Annotated in this window: 23 protein-coding genes; 11 read left to right on the top strand and 12 right to left on the bottom strand. The window is 44.9% G+C overall.

All coding sequences use genetic code 11. From position 1 onward, the window contains the following. Nucleotides 1-3: 3 nt before the first annotated feature. The 3 genes from B4240_RS06545 to B4240_RS06535 are packed head-to-tail and all read right to left on the bottom strand — an operon-like array spanning nt 4 to nt 2,975. Nucleotides 4-990 (bottom strand): hypothetical protein, encoded by a 987-nt coding sequence (locus B4240_RS06545; RefSeq protein WP_296237655.1) that lies wholly within the window; start codon nt 988-990, stop codon nt 4-6. Between the two features lie 34 nt (nt 991-1,024). Beyond that, nucleotides 1,025-1,843: a DUF72 domain-containing protein gene (locus tag B4240_RS06540; RefSeq protein ID WP_296237652.1), complete on the bottom strand. Its 819-nt coding sequence runs from the start codon at nt 1,841-1,843 to the stop codon at nt 1,025-1,027. A gap of 40 nt (nt 1,844-1,883) precedes the next feature. Continuing rightward, nucleotides 1,884-2,975 (bottom strand): polyprenyl synthetase family protein, encoded by a 1,092-nt coding sequence (locus tag B4240_RS06535; RefSeq protein WP_296237650.1) that lies wholly within the window; start codon nt 2,973-2,975, stop codon nt 1,884-1,886. Nucleotides 2,976-3,773: 798 nt separating this feature from the next. On the opposite strand from B4240_RS06535, the gene fadB reads away from it, so the two are divergent. From fadB to B4240_RS06515, 4 genes are all read left to right on the top strand, one after another. Further along, nucleotides 3,774-5,933: a fatty acid oxidation complex subunit alpha FadB gene (gene fadB / locus B4240_RS06530; RefSeq protein WP_296237648.1), complete on the top strand. Its 2,160-nt coding sequence runs from the start codon at nt 3,774-3,776 to the stop codon at nt 5,931-5,933. A 235-nt stretch (nt 5,934-6,168) separates the two neighbouring features. Further along, nucleotides 6,169-7,341 carry an acetyl-CoA C-acyltransferase FadA gene (gene fadA, locus B4240_RS06525; RefSeq protein WP_296237647.1) on the top strand — a complete coding sequence of 391 codons (1,173 nt, stop codon included), beginning with the start codon at nt 6,169-6,171 and terminating at the stop codon, nt 7,339-7,341. 281 nt (nt 7,342-7,622) lie between these two features. After that, nucleotides 7,623-8,198, top strand: a complete 576-nt coding sequence (locus tag B4240_RS06520; RefSeq protein WP_296237645.1) for an isochorismatase family protein — start codon at nt 7,623-7,625, stop codon at nt 8,196-8,198. Between the two features lie 274 nt (nt 8,199-8,472). Next, the gene (locus B4240_RS06515) at nt 8,473-9,084 is read left to right on the top strand and encodes an HD domain-containing protein (protein ID WP_296237643.1); all 612 of its coding nucleotides are present in this window, start codon (nt 8,473-8,475) and stop codon (nt 9,082-9,084) included. A gap of 114 nt (nt 9,085-9,198) precedes the next feature. Here the strand turns inward: B4240_RS06515 and asd are convergent, their stop codons facing one another. Then, a complete protein-coding gene (gene asd, locus B4240_RS06510) occupies nt 9,199-10,035 on the bottom strand; it encodes an archaetidylserine decarboxylase (protein ID WP_296237641.1) in 837 nt (278 codons plus the stop codon). Nucleotides 10,036-10,162: 127 nt separating this feature from the next. Here asd and dtd point away from each other — a divergent pair, with 127 nt between their 5' ends. Then, nucleotides 10,163-10,615 (top strand): D-aminoacyl-tRNA deacylase, encoded by a 453-nt coding sequence (dtd, locus tag B4240_RS06505; RefSeq protein WP_296237639.1) that lies wholly within the window; start codon nt 10,163-10,165, stop codon nt 10,613-10,615. Between the two features lie 11 nt (nt 10,616-10,626). On the opposite strand, the gene B4240_RS06500 is transcribed toward dtd, so the two are convergent. Next, a complete protein-coding gene (locus B4240_RS06500; protein WP_296237637.1) occupies nt 10,627-11,247 on the bottom strand; it encodes a M23 family metallopeptidase in 621 nt (206 codons plus the stop codon). Nucleotides 11,248-11,442: 195 nt separating this feature from the next. Between B4240_RS06500 and B4240_RS06495 the strand changes: the two genes are divergently transcribed. After that, entirely contained in the window at nt 11,443-12,144 is a 702-nt protein-coding gene (locus B4240_RS06495) for a putative quorum-sensing-regulated virulence factor (protein ID WP_296237635.1), read from the top strand. Nucleotides 12,145-12,171: 27 nt separating this feature from the next. Here the strand turns inward: B4240_RS06495 and B4240_RS06490 are convergent, their stop codons facing one another. Continuing rightward, complete coding sequence (locus B4240_RS06490) at nt 12,172-13,068, bottom strand: alpha/beta fold hydrolase (protein WP_296237633.1); 897 nt, start codon at nt 13,066-13,068, stop codon at nt 12,172-12,174. Nucleotides 13,069-13,506: 438 nt separating this feature from the next. On the opposite strand from B4240_RS06490, the gene B4240_RS06485 reads away from it, so the two are divergent. Continuing rightward, a complete protein-coding gene (locus tag B4240_RS06485) occupies nt 13,507-14,184 on the top strand; it encodes a TIGR00730 family Rossman fold protein (protein WP_296237631.1) in 678 nt (225 codons plus the stop codon). 155 nt (nt 14,185-14,339) lie between these two features. Here the strand turns inward: B4240_RS06485 and B4240_RS06480 are convergent, their stop codons facing one another. Continuing rightward, nucleotides 14,340-15,938, bottom strand: coding sequence for an FAD-dependent oxidoreductase (locus B4240_RS06480; RefSeq protein WP_296237629.1), 1,599 nt, complete (start codon nt 15,936-15,938; stop codon nt 14,340-14,342). Between the two features lie 564 nt (nt 15,939-16,502). On the opposite strand from B4240_RS06480, the gene B4240_RS06475 reads away from it, so the two are divergent. Both B4240_RS06475 and B4240_RS06470 read left to right on the top strand, forming a co-directional pair. Continuing rightward, nucleotides 16,503-16,937, top strand: a complete 435-nt coding sequence (locus B4240_RS06475) for a hypothetical protein (RefSeq protein ID WP_296237627.1) — start codon at nt 16,503-16,505, stop codon at nt 16,935-16,937. A gap of 349 nt (nt 16,938-17,286) precedes the next feature. Further along, nucleotides 17,287-17,565, top strand: coding sequence for a type B 50S ribosomal protein L31 (locus B4240_RS06470; RefSeq protein WP_296237626.1), 279 nt, complete (start codon nt 17,287-17,289; stop codon nt 17,563-17,565). 154 nt (nt 17,566-17,719) lie between these two features. On the opposite strand, the gene B4240_RS06465 is transcribed toward B4240_RS06470, so the two are convergent. From B4240_RS06465 to B4240_RS06445, 5 genes are all read right to left on the bottom strand, one after another. Beyond that, a complete protein-coding gene (locus B4240_RS06465; RefSeq protein ID WP_296237623.1) occupies nt 17,720-18,553 on the bottom strand; it encodes an SGNH/GDSL hydrolase family protein in 834 nt (277 codons plus the stop codon). Next, complete coding sequence (locus B4240_RS06460) at nt 18,547-19,944, bottom strand: nicotinate phosphoribosyltransferase (protein WP_296237621.1); 1,398 nt, start codon at nt 19,942-19,944, stop codon at nt 18,547-18,549. Before B4240_RS06460 ends, B4240_RS06465 begins: the two co-directional genes overlap by 7 nt. Before the next feature lie 131 nt (nt 19,945-20,075). Then, on the bottom strand, nt 20,076-21,158 hold the full coding sequence (locus B4240_RS06455) for a bifunctional nicotinamide-nucleotide adenylyltransferase/Nudix hydroxylase (protein WP_296237618.1): 1,083 nt from the start codon (nt 21,156-21,158) through the stop codon (nt 20,076-20,078). A 254-nt stretch (nt 21,159-21,412) separates the two neighbouring features. Further along, complete coding sequence (locus B4240_RS06450) at nt 21,413-22,042, bottom strand: glutathione S-transferase family protein (RefSeq protein ID WP_296237617.1); 630 nt, start codon at nt 22,040-22,042, stop codon at nt 21,413-21,415. 114 nt (nt 22,043-22,156) lie between these two features. Beyond that, complete coding sequence (locus B4240_RS06445) at nt 22,157-23,173, bottom strand: alpha/beta fold hydrolase (protein ID WP_296237615.1); 1,017 nt, start codon at nt 23,171-23,173, stop codon at nt 22,157-22,159. 446 nt (nt 23,174-23,619) lie between these two features. On the opposite strand from B4240_RS06445, the gene nfuA reads away from it, so the two are divergent. Together nfuA and B4240_RS06435 are read left to right on the top strand one after the other, a co-directional pair. Next, nucleotides 23,620-24,303 (top strand): Fe-S biogenesis protein NfuA, encoded by a 684-nt coding sequence (nfuA, locus tag B4240_RS06440; RefSeq protein WP_296237613.1) that lies wholly within the window; start codon nt 23,620-23,622, stop codon nt 24,301-24,303. Nucleotides 24,304-24,528: 225 nt separating this feature from the next. Further along, nucleotides 24,529-25,833, top strand: a complete 1,305-nt coding sequence (locus B4240_RS06435) for an O-acetylhomoserine aminocarboxypropyltransferase/cysteine synthase family protein (RefSeq protein WP_296237611.1) — start codon at nt 24,529-24,531, stop codon at nt 25,831-25,833. Nucleotides 25,834-25,875: the final 42 nt, after the last annotated feature.

Raw genomic sequence — 25,875 nt, 5'->3', positions numbered from 1 at the left:
TAATTATTGGGTTTGGTATAAAAATTGACCTCGTTCTGATACTGCATTGGATTTATCCAAAGCAAACTTCTCTGCAAAGAATTTAACTTCATCTTGTTTTAGGCGGTCAAGATTTATAATAAGAAATTCTGCTGATACGCTGCGAACAATTGAAGATCGGTCAAACGCTGATCTATTAAGCAATTCGATTAGAGGTATATGCACATCAATTTTTCGTTCAGCAATAACAGGTATTAATTTTCTTCTGCCATAAGCTTTATCAATCCACTTCCATTCATAACCACTAATCCATGTCATTCGGGCTTCAAACAAACTACGAAACGCTTTAGCTCTTACGTAAGGCTGGATGGCATTATGAGCAATTTCATTGAGGTAATCATCAAAAATAGGCAGCTGACCAAGTTGGGACAATAAACTAGGAATGGCTCCTGACGCAAATGTGATTAAATTATTTTTCAATGATAAAGTGACATCTTTTCTTAAAGTAGTATTTAAAATGACATTTCTATTTTCTTGTCCTATACGACCCCATGAATTCCAATTTGATAAAATGGTTATCAAAGCTTCTGCAATAATTTTAGAGTCAGTTTTGCGGCTGACTAAGATAAAAGCTTCTTTGGCAGCCACACGAACTTCTGGAACCCAATCATTTAATCTGCGAGCAATTAATATAAGAAAAAAAGCATTAGGAGCGCTCTCTGACAATAATTTTAGACTTTTTTCGCGTTCGTAGCCGTCCCAACTGACCAGTCCTAGCCAAGATGCTTGCTCAATAAATAGTGATTTGATAGCTTTTGACAAGCTTTCCCACTTTGGTTGTGATACTAAGTATTTTGCTACTTCCTCACGTATGAGGCGTTCCCAGTAATCTAAATTAACTAGCTTCAGCTGTGAAGTAACTTCAATCATAGGTGTCATGTCACCTTTTGACTTTAAAACATTATTAATTGCTAAGATAAATTTATCAGTCATTTCTATTGATGGTTGCATGATTTGCTTACTCCAAGCAGCAATGATTTTTCTATTAAAGCACCTCAAACCCAAACTTACTCAACGCTTCCCTTAACATCGCAATATTATAATATGCATGGGCATTGACGGTATTTTGAAAGAAAATATACAGCGTATCAAAATGTTGACGCTGATTGGCAATCGCCTGCGCCCAGTCCTGCATCTCAGTCTCACTATAGCGATAATCATGCCGATCGCTGGCGCTCATCGCATCCCACCAGTTTAGATTATTACCATGCATGCGCAGGTAGCCAGTGCGCTGAGTAAATATCAGCCGTGACGGTGGTAGCCCGCTGACCTTGGGATAATCGACGCTACACCAAATCAAGCCTTGCTCGACAAAGCTATCAACCACTTGCGGGGTATGCCAGCCGTTATGGCGAAACTCAACGGCTAACGGATAGTCTTTAAACCAACTGACCAAATTGGCGAGATAGAGCCGATGCTCGCGGGTACGGTCAAAGCCGTGCGGGAATTGCAGTAGTAGTGGCGCGAGCGCATCCACTTCGATGAGCGGGGATAGAGCGTTTAGAAAAGCCTCAGCATGTTCGGCGGTGCCTTTACGCGCATGGGTAAAGTCTTGATGCAGTTTGACGGCGAACTTCAACTCACTATTCGCTTGCACGTAGGCTTTATCAACCATACCAGCAAAGGCTTTTTGTCCGATCGGCGCATAGAAGGTGCTATTAATCTCGACCGCGCCGTATTGCTTGGCGTATTCGCGTAAAAAGTCCGTTTTTTTGGTGCCAGTGGGATACAGCGTCCCAAGTAAATCGGTATCGCTATAACCGCCCGTGCCGAGATAAATACGCGGAGTAGGGGTACTGTCCATGTTAACCACCCTTTATCGTTTTTAATGTTTATTGCTAAGCTTATTTTTTACGTGACCAAAGCCATTCGATTAGTGCCAATAGCGCATCATTGTCCTTACTGATATTAAGCTCACGATTGTTCAAATCGCGACCGCTTAATTCACGAATAATAGCTGCGCGTCCGTCATTAAATAGCGATTGCGCATAGCGGGTAGCCTGCTCAACGCCCATCAATTTTACATAGGTGGATTTGTCTAATTTTTCATCGCTGCCGGCAGGTTTGCCCAGCGTATCGGTGCTGGTGGTCACATCTAAAATATCGTCTTGGACTTGGAAAGCCAAACCAATATGCTGCGCGCAATCTTGTAGAGCGATGCGCTGCGGCGCTGTGGCACCCGCACAAATGCCGCCCATCAGCATTGCCGCTTCAATTAAGGCACCGGTTTTATCACGGTGGATGGCTTCTAGCTCGCTTTGCGTGATATTCGTACTGGCTTCAGCATTAAGATCAAGCATCTGCCCCGCTACCATACGTCTGGCGCGAGGCGTAAAGACGGCAAATAGCTGGCTTGCGATGGCGGAATCAAACGGCGCAAAGGTTGGCAGCTCGGCGGTTAATACTTCAAAGGCAAGTGTTTGTAGAACGTCCCCTGCCAGTAGGGCGGTTGCCTCGGTAAAGACAATATGTGCGGTTGGCTGACCACGGCGCAGCTCGTCATCGTCCATACAAGGCAGGTCATCATGCACCAACGAATAGGTATGCAAAAGCTCTACCGCCAGTGCGGCGCGGCGGCACATATCATAATCTGAGTCGTTTTCTAGCAGAGATTCTAAATTATCATTTTCATTCGTGCTATTAACAACATCGTCATTAGCATTGCTTTGATTGACGCTGGCAAAGGCACTGGCAACCAATAGTGGGCGTACCAATTTGCCTTGACCGGTCATCACATAACGGCAAGCATCAAGCAGTGGGCTTGGTAGCTCGGCGTAAGCAAACAGCATCTCGATATCTCGTGCGAGTTGTGCGCGCACGGCGCTATGAAATTGCTCAGTGTTATTATTAAAGCCAGCAAAGGACATAATTCTTGAAGGCCCAAGGCTGGCAGGCGTAAAGCTTGGCGTAGAAGTAGAAGAAGAGGAAACAGTCATAATCCAACCATTTATCAGGTCAATAATAAAAATAGCGTTAGTGTAGCATGATAGATTACATTGCTTATGCGGCAAGTATTATCAATGACGCATTTTTGACGGCTTAATGTTAAAAAGGCCTGTTAAAAAATCGTAATAATGCAACAAGCCCTCGTTACGTATTATTGATTTAACTTAGCGGTTGAATATGTTCTGATGATGCAGTGGGTTAGAGATAGAAAATGCTATTTATCAGGATTGACGCTATTAGAAATAAAAGCGCTTAGAATTGAAAGCTCTAAAGATTAAAAGCGCTAAAGATTGAAAGAATAGCACTCATCATATAATCTCAGTATACAAAGCATCACTTAAAGCACCTTGGCAGCAAGGTAAAGAGTTGGTATCGACTTAAGAGTGACTTGCGAGTATGGTATTAGCTTGTGACAGTCAGGGGCATAATCCCCTACACTAATTGGCGTAAAAATGGTCTGGTACTTAGCGGATGGGTTTTTAACCTTATTTTAAGTAACCTATCATCTCAATGCTCAGTCAGTATTTATAACATCAGTACCGGTAACAATCGTATATAAATAAAGCGCCGTATTCATGGGTGCAAGCGTGGTAAAACGCGGCACAAAAAATGAATAAACATGAGCGCTGGATAATAAAGACATCTGCACTGTTCAATCATACTGACTTTATAAGACGGTGGATTGGCGGTGTTATTACTCGTTTTTCTAACAATAACTGGCTATGGGCTTTAATTTTAAAGCTTTTAATTTTAAACCGTAGCTTTCGTTATATAGCAAGGAGTTTCAAATGGTATACCAAGGAAATCGCATTACGGTGACTATGCTAGAGGATGGCATCGCCAACATGCAATACAACGCCGAAAATGAGAGCGTGAACAAGTTTGATGCTGAAACCAATAAGCAGTTTGCTGAAGTTGTGACTGCGCTAGAAAAAGCCGATGACGTTAAGGGCTTAATCGTCACCTCGAGCAAAGGCGTCTTTATCGCTGGTGCGGACATCACAGAATTCGTTGGTTCTTTTAAGCAGCCAGAAAACGAGATCAAAGATTGGGTCGTCAATATCAATGACACCTTTAACCGTTTTGAAGACCTACCATTTCCAAAAGTAGCGGCCATCAATGGCGCAGCGCTTGGCGGTGGTTGTGAGATGACGCTGGTTTGTGAATACCGCGTTATGAGCGACAAAGCCATCATCGGTCTGCCAGAAACCCAATTGGGTATCTTCCCAGGTTTTGGTGGCACGGTGCGTAGTACGCGTGTGATTGGTATCGACAATGCGCTTGAACTCATTGCTACAGGCACACCGAAAAAACCACTTGATGCGCTAAAGCTTGGCCTCGTTGATGCGACGGTTCCTGCTGATGACTTGCAAGACGCGGCGATTGATTTGGTCAAAAAATGTATCTCAGGTGAGCTTGATTGGCAAGCAAAGCGTGAAGAGAAGCTAAATCCGGTTAAGCTCAACCAGCTTGAGCAAGCGATGGCCTTTAACAGCGCCAAAGGTATGATCTTTGCCAAAGCCAATCCTAAGCAGTACCCAGCGCCAGCAATCGCGATTGAAGCGATTGAAAAGCACGTAAACTTGCCACGTGATAAAGCGATTGAAGTAGAAGCGGCAGGTTTTGCTAAAGCCGCGAAAACGCCACAAGCAGAGAGCTTGGTTGGTCTGTTCTTAAACGATCAATTGGTGAAAAAACTTGCCAAGCAGCACAGCAAGAAAGCGCATGAGATTAACGAGGCGGCCGTATTAGGCGCAGGTATCATGGGCGGCGGTATCGCCTATCAGGCAGCCAGCAAAGGCTTGCCAATCATCATGAAAGACATCAAGTCTGAGCAATTAGAACTTGGTATGGGCGAAGCCAGCAAACTGCTAAGCAAAATGGTCGAACGCAAAAAGATGACCCCAGCAAAAATGGGCGAAACCTTAAGCCGTATCCGTCCAACATTGAACTATGGCGACTTTAGCGAAACTGATATCGTTATCGAAGCGGTGGTTGAAAATCCAAAGGTTAAGCGTGCGGTACTAAAAGAAGTTGAAGATTTGGTAAAAGACGACTGTATCCTAGCGTCAAACACCTCGACGATTTCTATTACTTATTTGGCTGAAGCACTTGCGCGTCCAGAAAACTTCGTTGGTATGCATTTCTTTAACCCAGTTCACCGTATGCCACTGGTTGAAGTTATCCGCGGTGAGAAATCATCTGAAGAAGCGATTGCAACTACGGTTGCGCTAGCGTCTAAAATGGGTAAAGTGCCCGTTGTGGTTAACGACTGCCCAGGTTTCTTGGTCAACCGTGTGCTATTCCCATACTTTGGTGCCTTTGATTTGCTGCTCAAGCAAGGTGCGGATTTTGCTCATGTCGATAAAGTCATGGAAAAATTCGGCTGGCCGATGGGTCCTGCTTACCTAATCGACGTCGTCGGTTTAGATACTGGCGTACACGGCGCAGAAGTGATGGCAGAAGGTTTCCCTGACCGCATGAAGCCTGATTATAAAGGTGCTATCGAGCATTTATATGAAAACAACCGCCTAGGCCAGAAAAACGGTGTTGGTTTCTATAAATATGAGACTGACAAGCGCGGTAAGCCAAAGAAAGTCGCTGACGAAGCAACTTATGAGCTGCTAAAAGCAACGACGGATAGCGACAAGCAAACCTTTGATGATCAAACCATCATCGACCGCACCATGCTGGCGTTCTGTAATGAAACCGTACGCTGCCTAGAAGACAACATCGTCAGCACGCCAAGTGAAGCCGATATGGCAATGATTATGGGCGTCGGTTTCCCGCCATTCCGCGGTGGTCCATGCCGTTATATCGACCAAATGGGTCTGGATAACTACTTGGCGCTATGCGAAAAATACGCGCATCTTGGCAAAGCCTATGAAGCGCCGCAGAAAATTCGCGACATGGCAGCAGCAGGCGAGACCTTTTACGCAACGGCGTAATGGGCGGTCATTACTAGGATGAAGTGCCGTACGTTTGCTGATGATAGTGCAAGCTATTTATATTTAATATCAATATTTTTTAATAGCAGACGTACGATTATAGTGAGTTACATTTAGGGTTAGTACAAGGAAATCGAGCGCAGATGTGCGTATTGTGCTTTAAGCGAGATTGACGAAGTAATGGCGCTAAATTGGACTGACTACACTGACAATAAAAATTGAAAAGGAAGATAGTATGACAACTTTAAGTCCAAAAGACGTGGTCATCGTAGATGGCGTACGTTCAGCGATGGGTAAATCTAAAAACGGTATGTTCCGCCACGTTCGCGCTGATAGCATCTCTGCTGAATTGGTTCGTGCCTTGGTTGAGCGTAACGACTTTGACCCCCGTGACGTTGAAGACATTATTTGGGGCTGTGTCAACCAGACGCTAGAGCAAGGTTTAAACATTGGCCGCAACATCGGTTTGCTAGCGGATATTCCTAAGACCACTGGAGGCCAAACCGTCAACCGTCTGTGCGGCTCTTCTATGCAAGCACTACACACAGCTGCGGCGCAAATCATGACCAACCAAGGTGAAATTTTCATCATTGGCGGTGTTGAGCACATGGGTCACGTCGGCATGATGCATGGCGTTGACTTAAACCCAGAAGCCTCAAAGCACTATGCAAAAGCTTCAAACATGATGGGTTTAACGGCTGAAATGCTTGGCCGTATGAATAACATTACCCGCGAAGAGCAAGACGCTTTTGGTCTTGAGTCACATCGCCGTGCATGGGCTGCCACGGTAGAGGGTCGTTTTGACAATGAAATCATCGGTATCGAAGGCCATGATGCCGCTGGTCGCTTGCAACTATGTACTGTCGATGAAGTGATTCGTCCAGACGCAACGATGGAGCAAATGCAAAAGCTACGTCCAGCCTTTGATCCAAAAGGCGGTACGGTAACGGCTGCAACTTCATCAGCACTCTCTGATGGTGCCTCAGCAATGCTGGTCATGAGCGCGCAAAAAGCCAAAGATTTGGGTCTAAAACCACGTGCGCGTATCCGTAGCATGGCGATTGCTGGTTGTGACGCGGCTATCATGGGTTATGGTCCCGTTCCTGCCACGCAAAAAGCGCTAAAACGTGCTGGCATGAGCCTTGATGACATGCAAACCATCGAGCTAAACGAAGCGTTTGCTGCCCAAGCGCTATCGGTACTAAAAGCGTTAAACTTAACCGATAAGCAAGACATCGTTAATATCAATGGTGGTGCAATTGCTCTCGGCCATCCACTCGGCTGTTCAGGTGCGCGTATCACGGTTACGTTGCTAAACGCCATGGAGCAGATGGATACTGAGATTGGCCTTGCAACTATGTGTATCGGTCTAGGTCAAGGTATCGCCACTGTGATTGAGCGTGTGTAAGCTTTTTAACGAGCAATTTTAGTCTGATTTATTTAATAAAAACTCCAATCTTTATGATTGGGGTTTTTTTATGGCTGCATGCTAAAAATTGCGTTACTACATCATGTTCATGGCCTCATGTTCATAACGTGTGCATAAGTTGTTATTAAAAATTATCTTCATTGACGCCCTCAGAAATCTGTGACTAAATAACAGTAAAGCAAATAAGCTCGTCAATTAATAAAACCTATAAGCCAACACTAGCATTTAGTTATCAATGTCAGTCGTACAAGGAGTGTACTATGTCTACCATGATTACCGATCGCACTTATCGTATCGCCCGCGAAAATACCCAAGCAATGATTATTGATATCCAAGAACGCTTGACGCCGCACATCTATGACCATGAAAATATTGTCAAAAAAACCGTCACTCTGATTAAAGGCCTACAAGCTCTTGATATTCCTATCATGCTTAATGAGCAATATAAAAAAGGACTGGGCGATACCTTACCTGAAATACGTGAGGTACTCGAAGACGATAACGCCAAAAGTTTTGAAAAAGTGACCTTTAGCGCCTGTGATAACGATGATTCGTGGCATTATTTGGCCCAGCAAAATCGCAGTATTGTCTTATTATTTGGCGTGGAGGCGCATGTTTGCGTGATGCAAACCGCGCTTGATTTGCTCGATAATGGCATGCAGCCGGTTATCATTGGTGATGCGGTCGGCTCGCGCTTTCCTTATGATAAAAAACAAGCGATTCGCCGTATCCGCCGCGCTGGCGGGGTTATCAGTACGGTAGAATCCATTTTGTTTGAATTATGCCGCAGCAGTAAAGACCCTGCCTTTAAGACCATTAGTAATTTGATTAAATAACGGCTGTAAAGTTTTAAAAATCTTCCTAAAAAAATTTTCAGCTGTTTGACACAGATAGCGCTTAATCATATAAGCGCTATTTTTTATGGACTATCATTATAAAAGCTGTTTTGTGATAGTTTTTGACCTCATAGTTTTTGACCTCAAGGGTTTCTGCGTTGATAATGTGTATCGTTGACTAGGGCATGCTCTCATTTTAGCGCTGCCTATCTCATAAGTGCTTACGTAACACGCTAAAATAAGCACAATAAATTTTTAAAAACCAGAGACTCCTATGTTATTAACCAATCCCAATCTTACCGCAAATATTGATATCAATGATGTTACCCATTTCTTATTAGAGCTTGATGCCCTAAAACGCGTCAATCGGCGCAGCTATGTGACGGGTACGACGCGCTTAGAAAACTCCGCCGAGCATTCTTGGCATTTGGCCATGGCCTGCTGGTCCATCGCTGAATTGTTTAAGCTCGACGTTAATCATGAGCGGTTACTTAAAATGGCGCTCATTCACGATTTGGGTGAAGTCGATGCAGGGGATACCTTTTTATTTGCCAATAGCCGTGGTGATGCTCACGTTGAAGAGCGCGAGGGTATTGCGCGATTGCAAAACGAGCCCGGCAATGGTATTAAAAACTTAAGTGAGATTTGGGAAGCGCAAGAGACTGGCAGTAGTAAAGAAGCCGAACTGCTCAGAGTGGTCGATCGAATTTTGCCATTTTTGTTAAATATAAATACGGGCGGCAAAACATGGAGTGATCATGAGGTGACGCGCTCACAAGTGACAGGCGTACTGGGGTTTATTAAAGACAGCTTTCCTAGTATTCATGACTGGCTAACAGAGCAGATTGATTTTGCAACTGAGCAAGGCTGGTTGATTGATGCGTAAATAGCAGCTCAACGTCACTGTCAAAAAAGAAATAAAAAATAAAAAAGAAAACAAAAAGCCCAGTTAAACGTCAATATTTACGTTTAACTGGGCTTTTTATCAATAGTAAAAAAATTACTGGGGTTTAGCAACACCCAATAGCTGTCCCATTTGCACAATGCTATTAGCCGTTAAGCCATCTTGCCAATCGGCTTTTGCCGCTTTTGGTAAAACGATAATGGCGGTTGAACCTAAATAAAAGCGTCCAAGCTCATCGCCTTTTTTAAAGCTCATATTGTGCAGCGCTTCTTGGATAGTATCGGTGCGGCTAATTTTGCCAGTTGCTACCGTTTCGATACCAGCGACAATCATTGCCCCAACCATTACCACCGCTGCTTTGCCATATTTTGTGTCAAACAGACAAACCAAGCGCTCGTTACGGGCAAATAAATCCGGTACGTTGGCTGCCGTGACATTATTCACAGAAAATAGCGTGCCCGGTATATAACGGGTCTTGGTTAAAGTACCTGCAAATGGCATGTGCACGCGGTGATAGTCGCTCGGCGCGAGATACACGGTAGCAAAACTGCCATCAGCAAAATATTTGCCATCTTCGCTATCAGCAAGCAGTTGGCCAATATCGTAATGACGACCTTTGGCTTGCAGCAGCTTATGGTCAGAGATTTGCCCGAGCTGCGAGATGATGCCATCAGCAGGGCTGACGATACCGTCTGCGCTGCTATCAATAATACGCGCATCGCCTTTTAGCTCACGGGTAAAAAAGTCGTTAAAGCTCTCGTAAGCGTTAAAACTTTGGCGCTCGTATTCATCCAAGCTGACATTGTAAGCTTTGGCAAAGCTGCGGATAAACGCGCGTTTGACGTACGGATGACGGCTAGCGGCCAAACGTCCAGCGACTTTACTCATCTGCTGCTGTGGCACAAATTGTTGAAGGGTCGTAAATAAATTCATAATGAGATTACCAAAATAGGGTTCGATGTAATTATTAATAGGCAAGTTGATAGCGGTATTTTATCATGCTCAGGTATGATTGTATGACCATAAACTGTAAGCTATTTATAAATAAGGAAGGCCGTAAATGAGAGCGTTGATACAAAGGGTGCGCCGTGCCAGTGTCACTGTTGACGAGCAAGGCGTTGGTGAGATTGAGCAAGGCATATTGGCTTATATTGGTTTAGGGCCAGATGACAACCTGCAAAGTGCGCAGCGTATGATTGATAAAATCCTCACCTACCGTATTTTTGAAAACGCTGATGACCCTGCTAAGGTTGGTAAATTGGATAAAAATGTGCAGCAAGTGGGTGGCGGCTTACTATTGGTATCACAATTTACCTTAATGGCGAAAACCGATAAAGGCCGCCGTCCTGACTTTGGCGGCGCGATGGCTCCCGCTGCTGCACAAGCGTTATTTGAGCAATTGGTGACTTATGCAAAAACTCAGCATCCCACTGTAGCGACTGGTCAGTTTGGCGCTGATATGCAAGTGGCCAGTATCAACGATGGACCGTTAAATTTCTTACTAGAAGTGTAGAGCTTAAAGGCTTAAATCGAGCTATTAGGCTTTTTTAATAAGGGATAAGGGTTGACCGCGCTGCCATTGATATAAATGCCGTAATGGACGTGGGTCGTTGTGCCTTTGGCGTTACCACTGTCGCCGACATAGCCGATAATATCGCCGCTATTTACCCAGTCATTTGGACTGATATCGGCATAATCTTCTAGATGTGCGTAATAATGTGCGGCGCCGCCCGGTCCAATGATAACCACTACGCGCCCGCCCAAATTATTTTCGCCAACTTTACTGACAATACCTTGCGTGGTTGCCTGTATCGGCGTACCACGCGGCGCAAAAATATCGATGCCCTCATGGGTGCGGCCTTGGCTACGCGCGCCGCCCCACGTATCCGTTAAATGCCGTCCCGGTAGCGGGCTAGGTAAGCTATTTTCGGTGGGTAATGGTTGTTGTAACAGGCTGAGCTGTTGCCATCTTGCCAGTACAAACGACTGCGTTTGCTGGCTGATACTCGGTAAAAGCTTATCGAACACAAATAACAGCAGCAATAACACAGCCGCCTTGATTAAGACACTAAATACGCGGCCCAAGACGTTTGGCTTTTTGTTTGGCTCTTTGTTTGGCGGTGGGTTATTGCCGTCTGCTAGCATTGATGTCTCTTTAATTTTTTGCCTTCATTCTATTTAATATTATAGAAGTTAACGTCTCTATTTTCTGTATGCCATTGTTATCCCTAGCTTTTATCCCCATAAATACCTCGCTGCTTTTAAAATTTATATATTTTTTAAAATTTATAGAAAACCTCGATACTGCTACCTATTTTTAAATAACGATGGCTAAACTCTATGACTGACACGGCGCTGATTATTGATACCGAAACCGATCAAGGTCGTGATCCACGGCCAATTCAAGTGGCAACGATTAATGTAGCGACGGGTTTTGAGTGGATGAAATACTTTAATAGCGGTCGCTCGATTTCCCCATTCGTCATTAAAATTCATGGTATCACCGATGACGATGTCGCCGGTCTTGAGCGCTTTGAGCTCGAGCAATTTGAGTTGCCACAGTATTTGATTGGCCATAATGTACGCTTTGATTGGCGGGTGATAGGTAGCCCGTCTGCTAAGCTGATATGTACCGTACGGCTGGCGCGCGTTGCCTTTCCAGAATGGAGCGCCTATGGTCAGTCAAAATGTATCGAGCAGTTATTGGGCAAAGCTGAGGCAAGCAAGATGACGATTGCCGCTCATGACGCGCTAGGTGATGCGCGCATGTGTTATCTGCTGTATCAAGCGTGCTGCGAGCGCCTAAAGATAGCACCGACGGACTTTGCGGCCGCTCATGCTATCGCTAATAAAGCCCATCCTATAAGCAAAATGCCCTTTGGCAAACATAAAGGCATGCTGATTAAAGACGTGCCGATTAGCTACGTCAAATGGATGCTGGGTAACATTCATAATATGCAGCCGTCGCTGTATTCGGCTTTGACCAAGCGCGTCAAAGCCGAAGAGACGGCAGATCAGGCAGCAAACAATAGGCAAGCTTAAATAGGCGCGTTTATACTTAAATAAAAGCTATTGCTGCTTATTTAACCAATCAGTCGCCATTTGCCAAAGCTCAGGGGCTTTTGCATGGGTTTTGCGACTAAAATAGCCCATGTGACCGATACTGTTTAAGCCAAACTCTTTTGGCGCAAAAATGCGTTTTTCGGCCGGCATCTTACTAAAGACGCGAATCATGTCGTCCATGTTTGTACTGTTGGCAATGTCATCATCGCTAAAGCCGAGCCACAAAGATGGCGCGGTTATTTCATCATAAAAATGGGTGTGAATACTTTTGCCAAAAGCGGTCTTAATATAACCTGCGCCATTGCACCACTCGCGCCATTGACGAGCGACGCCGCGCGGTAGCGGCTCTCCCATACCGATTTTATCCGCTGGCGTATAGCCTAACGTCAGATTGGTGAGTGGAATAAAGGCATCCATAAAACCCATGGCTTTTAATTTATAAGGCATGTCCATGTTTTTGATTTGCCCTGATGAGCAAGCGACATTCAACACCGAAGCAATGGCTTTATAATTTGGCATCAAACCAATCAGCTGACCGCCGGCACTATGACCAATCAAATGATAAGTGGCATTGGTAAATTCATCTTGCAAGGCATCAAGGACGGCTGGCATGTCGTGGCGACCCCAGCTGATTAAAGAGGCATCGCATTTCGTCAAATCGGTGGTAAGCGACTCGCCGATACCTTCGTTGTCAAAGGTCAACACACCAAAGCCTTGCTCGGCTAAATAAGCGGCAAAATTATGGTAAAACTGGCGTTTAATCCCTGTCGCTGGCGCCATCATGACCGCGGCTTTCACTTCATTTTTAGGGCGATAAACCGTCGCTGCCAATGCGCGATTGCGCTCGGTCATGATGCTTAAAGAATAAATATCCGTTTGATTGTTGTTGTGAGGTTTTTCCATGGTTTAACCTTAATAGGTGGGGGTCATGTTTAATTGTCATTTTTATAAGCAAATGCTTTGGATAAATAAAAACATTGCGTAATGCGGCGCATGTGTGTGGTGCTTGATGTTAAACGTGTAGCAATTGCGTAATAATAAAGCACTTCAGCGATGTGATGACGCTGGGATGGCCGCCGAATAGCACTGCTTATGGTAAAATAAAACTTAAGTAGGAAGGGGGCCGAAAGTGACTTTCAAGTTCTATACGCCAGTTCTAGCTGGTTTATTTTGAACGACATTATTCAATAATATTTTCATTTATAGTTTTTTGACCAATTAACCTACATCAAAAAAACAACTCTTATAATCAATCATGTTTTAATAGCTAAGTATTCAATAGCCATGTATTTAATGGCTAAGTATTTAAGAAAAAATCGCTATAACAATTAAGGAAACTCTATGCAAATGAAAATTAACAATGACACTTATGAAGTTATTACCAGTCAAGATATTACCAATATTGAAAAAGCGGTAGATAAAGCCTCGTTAACGATGCCGCTGGTGGCGGTTTATTGCGGTTCACGCTCGGGTAATAATGAGGTTTACGAACAAGCAGCACGTGAGCTGGGTCGTGCGCTTGCGGATAATGGTTTGGGTTTGGTTTACGGCGGCGCCAGCATCGGGCTGATGGGCGCAGTTGCCGATGAAGTCATCAAAGGCGGGGCAGAAGCGGTTGGCGTGATTCCAACCTTTATGCTTAAGCACGAGATTGCCCATGAGCAGCTGACGCGCCTGCATCTAACCGACACCATGCACACCCGTAAAACCGTCATGGCAGAGTACGCCGATGCCTTTATTACCTTGCCGGGCGGGCTTGGAACATTAGAAGAAATTATGGAAATTGCCACGTGGCGCCAGCTATATCAGCATGAAAAACCGATGATTATTCTTAATATCAACGGTTTTTATGATTGTATGATTGAGCATTTACAATACACCGCTGAGCAAGGGTTTATGAAGCAACAAGACCTTGAGCGTTTGGTGGTGTGCAATACGATTAGCGAAGCGATTGACCTACTAAAAACTGTGGTAAAAATAGACGATGCCGTCGATACCGAAAAAATGGCGGGTAATTAAAAGCGCCTATTTTTATCTATAAATGCTTTTATTTAAAAAAGGAGAGTAGGGCGTATTATTAGCCTTGCTCTCCTTTTTTTTGCTTTATTTTTAGCACTTACGTCCCTTAAACAATTTCTCAAGTTTCATAGGTTTTAAAAAACCGTTGCAATGACTTACCTTTCACCAGCGTTTAAACTGTCCAAAGTCGTGTCATGGATACCATGATTTACGCACGCCATCGCCAGCGGAAAGCCGCGCTCTTTAGCCAAACTGCGGGCAACACCATCAATCGCTAAGCTATCATTGTGCGCTAAATACGCCCATTCATGCGCATAACGCTGACGGTTTTCTGGTGCCTCAAAATCAACCAAACCAAGCGTCGTCAATTCATCGACGATTTGATCGGCCGCTATCAAGGTAGAGGACGCTTTGACGTTTTCGGCGCGCGCATAACGGATATTAGAATACAAGCTCACATCGGCAACGCGCAAGGTATCGTCCTGACCGGGTATTTGCTGTCCACCATATAGCGCGTTACCAACCGTACGCGCGCTATGAAAGGTCGGCACAAACTCGGCGACATGATCAATCGCTTGCTGGCTACGTGCTTGTAGCGGCGCTTTATCCCAGCCGTCCTCGATATAGTGTAAGTATTGCGATGGCAATTTCGGTTGGGCGCTGTTCTTATTAGAGGCGACCAAACCATCATCAAACAGCGTGATACATTTACTCATGCCATGTATTTGAAAATAGCCATCGGGATAGGGCGTTAGCTGCGCCATGCCTTCAGGGGTGCCGCGCTCACCATAAATAATAATCTCAGGTAGCTGCCCGCCCGTGCCATCCCAGTGGGTAATATAAGACGATTTAAACTCGACCATACGCGTGACTTTGACGCCAACCATATCATCGATGACGCCCGTACGAAAACCGCAAGCGTTGATTAAGTAATCGACTTCGATAGACTCCGTTTGAGGTTCCGTGTTCGTTTCATTTTCAAAATCCGCTTCAGTTTTAATATCAGAGCGCGCCGCTTGCTGATAATCGATACGCCATTTGGTCACATGGTGGTCAGCGTTTGAGCAGTTTTCACAATCAACAGGCATCACTTGCCGCACCTTTGTGTCGGTAAACACATGCGCATGCTCATACTCTTCTAAAGCCAGTTGTGCAGAAGCTGCCAAACGGAAGATATTCCAGCCGTATTCTTGCACGACAATCAGCGGAAATTTGACTTTACTTAAGTCCAAATACTTAGCGACTGGTATCATCCATTCATCAACCGTGCGTGGCACCGCTACTTGCTCGCGCTTGGACAATTCAATAAGCCGTTCATGACTATAGAGCTGATAGTAGTCCTCAGGTTCGCCAAGCACCTTATTATTAGCATCTAGCTCGATAAGTTTACGATAAGCATCGGTCAAAATATCAAGGCGTGGTAGCAAGTCTTCGGGCAAGCCTTCATCGCGCGTTGGCACGGCAAAAACCGTCGGGCGCACATCGATGGTATAAGGATAAAGACGCAAAATATCGATGCACTGTTTAAGCAATGCGATGCAATCTTCGTCAGGGATTTCACGATAAAGATTGCCGCCGGCATGCAAATGGCACATCGGTGGCCCATCGATAAGCGATTTGTTTTTTTCAAATAAATAGGTTTCAAGCCCTAATGCCGCAAGGCGAATGGCAATGGTTGCCCCAGCCGTGCCGCCACCGAGGATACCGACCCGTTTGGCTAAAGGTGCTTGATTGTGCAAAAAAGTGTGCGTCATTGTTGTGATTATATCCTTAAGCGCATGCCCGTTATCAGAGCATGCACGGCGTATTTATTGACTGATTTATTTATAGACAGTTGGTTACTAAACAGTTTTTAGATAGGCTATCGATATGCGTGCAGCGGGCGCTAAGTTCAATATTCATCTTAAGCCGCCATAGTCACATTTGCCATTGTTTAGTCATTCTTACTTTATATAGCGTTATTCTACGAAAAACTAATCTCTATACGGCGGTAAATAAGTAAGCTGCGGCTTAATTTTGTCAGCAGATAGCGATAAGGTAAGCGAGGAGAAAAGAGAGTAAACGGAGAGAAAAGAACAATGAAAACACAGGCAGGCAAACAGCTTTCTTGTAAAGTTAGGGTTTTGGTTTACTTAGTTGAGGTCTTTAAGCGCTTTTGTAAATTTATATAATGGTAGAAACGTCTGCTGTCCTGTCTATGCTATATTAAAAATGCTTAGAGATAAAAATATTAATCATCAAAAAAATTCAAACCTTTTGACGACAAGAAAAAATCTAATCGTACTTTTATTCAATTTCACCATAACAAGGAAGTTATTATGAAACATCTACTTATCTTATCTGTCATTTCTGGCACCCTAGCGCTTAGCGGTTGCTCTACGTTTAATAACATGTTTGGCAATGACGATTCTGGCATGCATGATGTACAAGCGACCGTCAAAAATACCGCGCCAGTTGCCAGTAGAAATGGCATGTTGGTCGATGCAACCAACCATATGACCTTATATACCTTTGATAAGGATTCTATGAATAAATCAGAATGCGGCTCTGCGTGCCTGGTCGCTTGGCCAGCGTTTATGGCACCGAGTAATGCCAAAGCGTCAGGGCAGTTTGCGGCGTTCCAGCGCGAAGACGGCAAATATCAGTGGGCAGTAAACGGTAAGCCGTTATATTTTTATGCCAATGACACCAAGGTTGGTGATAAAAATGGCGATAATAAACTTGGCGTTTGGCATATCGTAAAAACCAAATAGCGTACAGAGCAATTTTAACAGAAATAAAAAGTAGCTATTTATAGCTGCTTTTTTATGCGGTTTTTTGACTCAGCATCATGGCGTTAAGTCGCGCTTATGGCGTGGTCTTATCGTAGAAGCAGCTTGCATCGAGCAGCAAAAACCGTTAAAATCGCGGTTTGATTTTCCCGCTGGGGAAAGGCTAAGTGAGCAGCGGTGTGGTGTTGGGTGCTGGAATAAGCCAGTGACGTAATTGCCAGACTGACAGATGTCCTTAGTGCCTCAGTTACGTATGTTAGTGTGCTTGATAGTTAAAAAAGATGCCATTAAGCAAAAACGCCGTACATACATCGGACATAGAGAGTTTATTATGCGTAAAGATATCCATCCTAATTACCAAGAAGTTTTGTTCCATGACACTAACGCTGACGTGTTTTTCTTAACGCGTTCAACTGTTAGCACCAAAGCCACTCGTGAATACGAAGGTGTCGAGTACCCATACTACCCACTTGATATCTCAAGTGCGTCGCATCCATTCTATACTGGCGAACAACGCAAAACGTCTACTGAAGGCCGTGTTGCAAGCTTCAACAAACGCTTTGGTGCGTTTGGTGGCCGTAGCAAAAAAGCTGCTGATTCTGCTGAATAATTTATACTTATGGTATAAATATATGTCGCTAAGCAGTCTGTTGCTAAGCAATAAAAAAACCGCTGAATATTCAGCGGTTTTTTTTGTTTAATTTTTAACGTTAAGTTTTACCATACTCAGCTATTTAACCTCAGTTATTCAACTTAGTCGCAGATTACTCTAGCAATTCGACTATTAATTCTGCCACTTGCTCGGCCCAATAACCGTACATCAGGCTGCTTGGATGAAAGCCATCACTGGCAAACATCACCCTGATATCGATTGGCGAGCCGTTAGAATGCTCCTCTATCATACGCGCAAAGTCCGTTGCCATGTAAGTAACGCCATCATGTGCAGTACAAATTTGCTGCAACATACCATCAAGGATGGCCGCTTTTGCACCAACAAAGTTATTTAACGGCGCAGGTATGGCAGGCATTTGTGCCATCGGCGGCAGGCTTAAAAAAATCAGCTCACGCACGCCAAATTTACGCTGCGCGATAGCGATGATATCTTCAATTTGCTGCTGCCACTTATCTACAGAGACGTTGGACGTGGTGTCATTGACGCCAACACTTAGCACCATGACATCAGTAGGCTGGCTAGGAGTAGGCAGTACATAGAGCCTGCGCAAGATATCAAAGCTGGTGTGTCCAGTCGTCGCTTGCAACGACCAGTTTAGGATATCAAAGGTGGTATGGATAAGCGGTTGCTGCGTCAAAATGGGAATCAAATGACCAACTAGCGCCTCTTGCTGGGTTTGACTACCGACGCCCGCCGCCGCTGAGTCACCAACGACCATTACCGTTAACGTCTTTTTGTTATCGTCATTTGAGGCATCAGGACTTGAGGCATCAGGCGCGCTATTGAGCTGAACCTGGCCGTGTCTGTCGCCATTTGGCTCCGGCAGGCGCACGGTATCGCGCTTGATTTTGTGCCCTTGATACAGATAAACAGGGGCGAATAGCACGTCTCTTGCCACTGCTGTCATTTTACTGGTATCTACCATCCTGCGCGCTCCCGAATCGTGGTGAGACTGTCTTCAATGAGTAATTGTCCATCAAGATAAACGTCTCGTAATAGGTTAACTGTATTAGCGGCTAAGTCTTCAGCTTTGATGGTTTCTAACGTGCCATCGCTGTTTTTTATCAGCGCCAAACGGCCTTTTTTTGAGCGTTTTGAGCGGCTGGTGACGGGGTCTTTATAGATGTCTTTCCACACGCCATTGATAGAGATGGCACTGGCTTTCATCGCCCAGCTCATGGTATCGCGATTGACTTGCTGCAGTAGGCCGCCGCCCATCCCAAAGGTGATATTGTCGGCGCTAAAGCCTGCGTTTAAGACCACATCGATAATTCTCCCCAAGCTTTGCGGGCTGATACCGTCGCCTTGGATGACGCGCACATAGTCAGGTAGCACTTTATAACCTTTACGGTTAATGGTCGTGCCAAATTTTACCGCCAAGCGCTCTAAAGCCTCACGCACGACTTTTGCAGGATCGCCGCTATCTGGCCGAATAACTAAAGTGCCGCCCATATTTTTAACGCCATCTTTTAGGCTACCGCCCCAGATATTATCAATGGCATTCCATAAATCATAGCTGTCAGATACCACAGAAAAACTCTTACCTGCGCCGCCAAACTGCTCAATCATATTGGCAAAAGCGGCAGTTTCTCCATCGCGGCCCCAAGCGGTCATGGTGCTGTGCTCAGCAGCAGGAATAGAGAAAGCGGCCATCTCTTTATCCATCTGATACCAGCGACTGGCGGCAACCAAAGCCGTCAATGAGTCGGTACCAGCAAAATTTACCAAATGCGCAAGGCTGCCTAAGGCGACAGATTCTTGACTAGAAGCGCCGCGCGAACCAAAATCATGCAAACGGAAAATAAGCGACTCGGTATTGTCGGCGGATTTTTCTAGTGCCTGACGAATAATACCTTTGCAATAATGCGAGACACTAGCGACGGTTGAGGGATACCAAATCGCGCGCAGGAGCGCCGTTTCGATATAGCTTGGTAGCCAATAGAACTCAGGGTCAGTATTGATGATTTGGCAGACCACATTGGATGCTGGAACGACGCTGCCCTCAGGGATGGCTTCGATGCGTAGGGGCAGATAGCCGCCATGCTTATCGACCAGCAGCTCCCAGCCCGCACGGTTAAAGGTCAAGCCGTGCGCTTCAATGACGGTTTCGGCTTCATCGATATCTTGATGGCTAATCGGTGTGCTTAAGTATTCTTTAATAAAGGCTTGCAGACCAAAAAACACCACCTCGTAATCGCCTTTACGCGCTTCAATGTAGCTTGACAGATACTCGCTACCGCTTGGATATTGCACCCAGTGCGAGGTTTTATAGCTGTCGCTATTTAAGATTAAATTGTTTAAATTGCTGGTATACATCACAGAACTCCTCTGCTTTGAGATGCCTTAGCTGTTTTTTTAAATAACAGTGGCGGCGGTGAGCCATTGCCGTCTATCGGCTTGGGCGTGAAAGTTGTTAATAACAGATAGGGTAGTCACTCGATAAAAACCTACAAACCAACCATTTTGATGATAATTGCATAATGGTCTTCAAACATCATAGTCGCATCAAGCTCAGCAAGCGGAAGCCAAAAGGCTTTGGCAGCGTCGTCACCGCCTTTTACTTTTGGCAAGCCTTTTGGGTCGTTTTTTAGCTGAAAATAAAAGGCTTGGGTAATCGTGCGCCCACGTGCCGAGCGATAAGGGTCGTCAAAGGTATGCTGACTGTGGCAAGAGCCGCGTAGCACAGGCTCAGGAACTTTTAGGCGCGTTTCTTCGCGTAGCTCACGGATGCAGGCATCAAAAAGCGTTTCTTTTGGGTTTAAAAAGCCGCCCGGTAGCGCCCACAGCCCGCGCCCCGGCATACTACGGCGCTCAACCAACAAAATATGCCCTGATTGGACGACCAACGCATCAGCGGTCATAAAGGTGGGCGGGTAAGGGGCAGACTCCCACTGGCGTTTGTATTTATCGACAAAATCAGCTTCTTCATGCAGGTTTTGATAAGTATCGGTTTTTTTAAAGTCATCGAGAACGTTGCGGGTTGATTCAGGGGTGCGCTCAGGCGTTGGCGTCGCGCCCATCAGGTAGCTATCGCGAATGGGAGTGGCGGATAAATTATGATAATTGGGCACAGAAACCGACGCCCAGTTTGGAAATAAGGATAAATAATACGACGAGCTGTCTTTTGAATGGCCAATTAGTCCAATATCGCTTTCTAAATCTCCCGTGACAGATTTGACGCCCGCTTGCACGTATTGCAGCCAGCGCGTGTCATTGTAGAGCGCATCATCCAGCCCGACGCAGTGAATACGCGCCGCTTCCGCTGGTGAGTAGGCATTTTTTATCATCGTCGCCCGCTCAGCGACGCTAAATGGATTGCGCAGGCTGCGTGGTAGGTTGGCAGAACCGATCAGCATAATGACGTTATCGGCACGTTTTAACGCTTCATCGACCACCGCTTTGTGACCACAGTGAAACGGCTGAAAGCGCCCAATAAAAACCAAATAGCGATAGTCTTTATTGTTTTTTGCGTCTGAACGTTCCTTATCGAAACGTTGCTTATCCAAACTCTGTTCTGCTGCTTCATTCATACCTACCAACTCCTAACCTGCTGCGATCAATGATCCATTCAAAATAACTCAAAGAGGCTAATACTGACACAGGCTGTATCAGGCTGACAAGTACAAAGATGTTTAGTGCTGTGACATTGCTGATGTGGATGGGCTCGTCGTTTATTGTTGTCTTGATTTTATTTAAGACCAACTGTTTTTATTAAGGCTGACTGTAAAAGAAAAGACCCTTTTAAAACATTAAAAGGGTGTCTCTAAAAATTCGTTATAAAAATCTATAGCGAGCCGATTTTTTCTAGCTCTTCTTGACGTAAGATTTCAGTCACGCCAGCATCTTCTTCGATACGCTTAATAAAGCCATCAAAGTTTTTATAGTCAGATAAATCAATCGCAAACTTCTTAGACCACGTTAAAGCAGCGTATAGATAAATATCAGCAGTGGTTTTGCTGCCTGTTAGATAATCGGTTTTGCCCAATTGCTCGTTAGGCAGTCTGAGCAGATGCACGATCTTTTCCTTAGCCTTTTTCTTTAGGTTCTCTTGTGCCGCATCACCTTCGACAAAGCCTTCAGCAGCAAAGAGCGGACCAAACGCTTTATGCAAATCCGCATTTAAAAACGCCAGCCACTGCATAAGTTTGGCTTGTCCGGCAGGGGAAGTATCTGTGCCAAAGATATTGGCTTCCGGATAGTTGGCATTGATATAAACTTGTGTGGCAATATTTTGGGTGACAATGGTGTCCCCATCGACGATGGCTGGCACCGCCCCTTGCGGATTGATACGCAAATAGTCTTCTGACTTCACCGAATCTTGATCTAAAATCTCCAGCTCATAGTCTGCCCCTGTCCATTCAAGGGCGGTATGCGGCACCATTGAGCAAGCGCCCGGCATGATATATAACTTCATAAAAAAATCCTTTGATTTATGACTGAGTTCGATTCAGTCTAAACAGCCCATCCATCTAAGTCAGTTATATTATGTGAAGTTAGTTTTAGGAGATGTAGCCTTATCATGCAGATTTTACGCGCTGCGTCCTGCATGTTTGTCAATCCACGCGGCGACGGTTGGCCAAATCTCTTTGGCGGCAGGGCGGCTATTTAGGATGCGGCTATGGTTATAATCGTCCAAGTCGCCATGACTGAGCGCGTATTCGCGAAAAACGTTGGCAGAATTGTTGTTGGGAGAGTTATTGTTGACAAAATTGTTGTTAGGAGAGCTGTTGTTGGTAGGCTGGTTAAAGTCGTTAAAAAGTGACAAGCAACCTTGAGTTGGCGAGATGAATTTATCGCCTTTAGCGCTGATGGCATAAATGGGCGTGGTAATGGTTGGCATATATTGTCGGTAATCAAAAAATTCACTGTCAGCAGCACTTTGTTGACGGTTACTATCAAAAGCGCTTTTTTTAATACCATTAGCATCGATATCATTTTGCTCAATAAAACTGCTGTGAAAGTTTTTATGCAAATTCCACTCGTACCATTGGTTCATGGTGTAGTAGTTTTCGTTAATCGGGCCTAATTTGAGTTTTTTGGCGGGAATATAACCGAAGAGGCGCGTGAACAGTTTGGCGGCGACAATTTTAAAATGATTTTTAGGGCTGACTATCGCGCCATACACTTGGCAGGCAAACATGCTGACGCTGTTTATTTTATCGATATAATGCGGATGTTGAATGAGAAACATCGTTAAGCACGCACCGCCGCCGCTATGGGTGACGCAGTGTAAATTGCTGAGCTTTAATTCGCTAAATAAATAAGCAAAAGCCGCAGCAAAATCATAAGTTGCAACGGTTTCAAAGTTAAATTTATCTTTTGGGTTTGAGCTTGCACCGTGAGCGCGCCATTCCATAATATAACAATGATGCCCAAACCCTGCTAAGTATTCAGCAATTCTTAAGCAGGTTTTTTTATCCGAAAAAGTACCATGCGTTAAGAAAATATTTTGTCCTTTATTGGCAGCATCGTTAGAGCGTTGATGGCTTTTTTCATTATCGAACACCTCCCAGATGGCGATTTTTACGGTATCTTTTGTGCTCACAAAACTTACATTCTCAGTCAACATAATACGCTCTCAAGGTAGTTAAGATTTTTTTTATTCATTTTTCAAAAGTTTTTATGACACAAGCGTTAACCGTATTCAACGCCCGCTAGACTTGATAAGTCCGCACACCGTCTTTATATACTATAAAGCTGGGGACAGCTTACTATAGTGAGCCTTGTTAAAAATAGCTACGGCTTAACGCAGCAGCGCTTAAAACATAAGTGCTTAAAACAGCCACTGCCAATTCACACTAGTACGGTCGGAATTGCGCGCTAAGTGCGCTATAATAGAAGCCATAAATAGTGATAAAGAAATAACCATCTCAGGCAGAGCAATAAAACGATAAGCCAAAATGATGGTAATTTCATTAGCCCCAACCTCACACAGACGACACAGTAGACGTGGGCAATATAACGCTTGTGTCATAACACATAGGAAGCATTATGAGTGAACACAATCCAACTGACACGCAAGTAGATCCTGCTGTCGATTACGAGTCAGCGTTAGATACTGAGCAAGCCGAAGTCAAAAGTAATATCACCATTACTGAAGCGGCGCAAGGTTACTTAGCAGAATTATTGGCCAAGCAAGGCACCGAAGGTATTGGTGTACGTATTTTCGTTGAGCATCCTGGTACGCCGCGCGCAGAGTGCTGCATGGCTTACAATCAACCGGGCGAAGAAGACAGCGCTGATTTAAAACTGACCTATGATGATTTTGCGGCGTTTATTGAAGCAGCGTCCGTGCCTTATTTAGAAGATGCGGTGATTGATTATAATAAAGACCGTTTTGGCGGGCAGTTGACGTTCCGTGCACCAAATTCAAAAGTGCCAAAAGTCGGCGCTGATGCCAGTGTCGAAGAGCGTATCAACTATGTCTTGCAGTCTGAGATTAACCCAAGCTTGGCCGCTCATGGCGGTGATGTGCAGCTGCTTGAATTGATTGAAGAAGAAGGCGTTGGTTTAACCGCCGTATTAAAATTCGGCGGTGGTTGTCAAGGCTGTTCAGCGGTTGATATGACCTTACGTCAAGGCGTTGAAGTGCAGCTTAAGCAGCAAATCCCAGAGCTGACGCAAGTCATCGATGACACGGATCATACCCGTACCGAAAACGCTTACTATAAATAAAGAGTGATGAATAAGCATATTTATAATAGTAATATTTTATGGGTATCTACTGACTGGTTTATTTGCTTATAAATATTACTTATGAATATTCGTCATTAAGAGATGAAAAATTTGCTATTCTTTTAATAAAGAAGCTGGGTTATGATTAACTCAGCTTTTTTTACGACTATTGATTGTGAATGTTTTTGATAACTTTAGTATGCCATTAATTTTTAGGAGCAGAATATGAGTGACGGACAAGCAGCTAAAAAAAATACCCCGCATCTTGAGACTTTGGCGATTCACGCCGGTTATAGTGTTGAGCCCACCACCAAGTCGGTCGCCGTGCCTATTTACCATACCAGCTCGTACGCCTTTGATAATACCCAGCATGGCGCAGACTTGTTTGATTTAAAGGTTGCCGGCAATATTTATACCCGTATTATGAACCCGACCACTGCGGTGTTAGAAGAGCGCGTTGCCGCACTTGAAGGCGGTATTGGGGCGCTTGCGGTCGCGTCTGGTATGGCGGCCATCACATATGCGATTCAAACCATTTGTGAAGCGGGCGATAATATCGTCGCCGTATCAACGCTCTATGGCGGCACTTATAATTTATTTGCTCATGCTTTGCCGCGCCAAGGTATCGAAGTGCGCTTTTTTGATCATAAAAACCCTGTAGCGATTCGCGACTTAATCGATGATAAAACCAAGATGGTCTTTGCTGAAAGCATTGGTAATCCACTGGGCAACATCGTTGATATCCAAGCGCTAAGTGACATTGCCCATGAATACGGCGTGCCAGTGGTGATTGATAGCACGGTAGCAACGCCTGCGCTGTGCCGTCCATTTGAGTTTGGCGCTGATGTTGTCATTCATTCATTGACCAAATATATGAGCGGTACGGGTACCTCGATTGGCGGGGCGATTGTTGATAGTGGTACCTTCCCTTGGGGCGATTATCCTGAGCGTTTCCCGCTGTTAAATACGCCAGATGAAAGCTATCACGGTGTCAACTTTGTCAAAGACGTTGGCGCAGCAGCCTTTATCGCCCGTGCGCGCGTCGCTCCGCTACGTAACACCGGTGCGGCAATCAGCCCATTAAACGCCTTTGGTATCTTGCAAGGTATGGAAACCTTAAGCTTGCGTATGGAGCGTCATGTACAAAACGCGCAAGCCGTTGCTGAATATCTACGCGACCACGATAAGGTTGCGTGGGTGAAATATGCAGGTTTGCCTGACCATCCTGAGCATGAGCTTGCTAAAAAATACATGAAGGGCACGCCATCTGCTATTTTAACCTTTGGGGTAAAAGGCGGACTTGAAGCTGGGGCGCGCTTTATCGATGCGCTGCAACTGATTACGCGTTTGGTCAATATCGGTGATGCTAAGTCGCTCGCTTGTCACCCAGCAACCACGACCCATCGTCAGCTTAATGAGCAAGAGCTAGAAAACGCCGGCGTTAGTGCGGATATGGTGCGTCTCTCAATTGGTATTGAACACATTGACGATATCAAAGCCGACTTAGAGCAAGCACTTGCCGCCGCTTAATTAAAAGATAGTTTGCTGTTATGTTATTGATGTTATCAATGC

Source organism: Psychrobacter sp. UBA5136, assembly GCF_002414005.1.
Taxonomy (GTDB): Bacteria; Pseudomonadota; Gammaproteobacteria; order Pseudomonadales; family Moraxellaceae; genus Psychrobacter.
Note: the sequence above shows the minus strand (reverse complement) of the source record. Positions and strands in the feature narration are given on the sequence as shown.